Below are 1,859 nucleotides of genomic sequence, written 5' to 3' on the forward strand. Positions count from 1 at the left end.
TCTACTGAATAAGAAACTCTTTTCATAGAAAAAACACCTCCGCATGATTCATTTTATTATGAATTCAACGAAAGTGTTTTTATATAATTCCCACTAATTGGGGTCAGTCCAGTAGTCGCTTGCTTTTTTATGATTCGTTTTCTATCTTGTAATTTGGAGGCTTATATATGCCATTTTAAAAGCAAATGCGCGTCTTTAATATGAAATAATACTAAAATACCTATATGATATTAAATGAAAAGCTTGTATAAAGTTTAAAATAGCTTAGAAAGCAAAAAGGAGTATTAGCATTGAAATCAATTGTTCATTTTATTTGCCTCTTTATCATATTTTGTATTTTTGGATATGTGATAGATTTAATATTTTTTAAAGAAATAAATATTTTTCTGATTTTAGAATCAGCTTTTATTTTATCATTACTAATCATGCCGATATTAAAGATTGTAAAAGAGATAGAAATTGAAAAATAGAACTGGTAAATACCATTTTCTATACTTAATGTTTAATAAAAATAGGCTACTAAAATTCAGTTAATAAAGATGAATCTTTATTAACTGAATTTTTAAAAAATATATAGTGTTAATTTTTTTAATTAAAGTAGTTATAACTTAATTTATATGATAAAGTTACTTTCAGTTTTTATTGCAAGTTTATTAGTTTTAACCGGATTATCTTTTTCTTCAATTAATTAAGGTAATACTGCGAGTGCTAAAACAAAATATAAAACAACTATAACTTACAAAGGTCAAAAATATGTATATGTTGGTCATTATAAACACCATTTTTCTAAAGGAGTTCATTCAGGAAACAAATTAGTATCTGCTGCTAGTAGACTTAGTAAAAATGGTTATGTTAAAGCATCCTCGGCTATTTATAAAGCCTTTGATTTTGGATTGAAAAATGAATTAAAAGGTAGCTATTTTTACACAGCAGCTAAAAAAGGTACAGGTGTAACAATTTCTTATGGTATGTATACTGCAACAACAGGTCCGAACCATACTATAGCTAAGAATTTTAAATATAGTTATAATTAAATAAATGTGAGAGGAAGGATTAATCCTTCCCCTCACATTTATTTTCAAGCTTTTTTGAACGGTTGAATTTTAGACCATAATTTATGAATTCATAGATATTAGATAATATTTCAGCTATTATTCTTAAAATATTTTCCATTATCATCACTACTTTCAATTTTATTCAGTATATTTAATTTTTCTCTCGAATTTTTTTATATCCCCATTTTTATATTTAACTTCATAAAGAATACTTTCTCCTAATAAATCTTTTACATTATCGTATTTGTTTGCTACACCTTTCCAAATCAATGTATCTTTAGTATCTTTTTTAATACCGTCATTAGTAATTTCTTTTGCATTGTTATTTTTATATCGATACACTTTCCCAATTTTTTCAGGTTTGTTATTTTCTTTTTTATTTACTGTAATATTAACAGCTTTACTTGTAGGATTAATTTCTAATGCACTTTTTTTAATTGGTTTTTCTTTAGAACTATTACTACATCCAGTAGCAGTTAGAACTAAAATAAGAGAAATAATAATACTAAATATTGCTTTTTTCATTCTGATCATCCTTTTTTGCTTATTCAAGATTACCATATTCTTCTTGTTTAGATTTATTAATACCATATTTTGTTTTAACTTTTGTCTTTGTTCTCTTTCATTCAAACCCACAACACTCTCCTTTTCTTTATGCGTATAAAATAGCATTGCATGCGCACAAAGTCGAGTTTGTACCGATAAAAAAACTATAGTTTTCAACTAAGGATAAAAGAGGCTATTCTTTTCCTCACTTTTTACTTTAATCTCTTATTTTTATTTTAAAAATAATCATTTTTAATA

1 protein-coding gene is annotated in these 1,859 nt (G+C 25.1%); it reads right to left on the reverse strand.

Going from position 1 to position 1,859, the window contains the following annotated elements:
* Positions 1-1,193: 1,193 nt before the first annotated feature.
* A complete protein-coding gene (locus ACU5AP_RS16220) occupies positions 1,194-1,691 on the reverse strand; it encodes a hypothetical protein (protein WP_231359342.1) in 498 nt (165 codons plus the stop codon).
* Positions 1,692-1,859: the final 168 nt, after the last annotated feature.

Source organism: Brevundimonas sp. RM1, assembly GCF_052907225.1.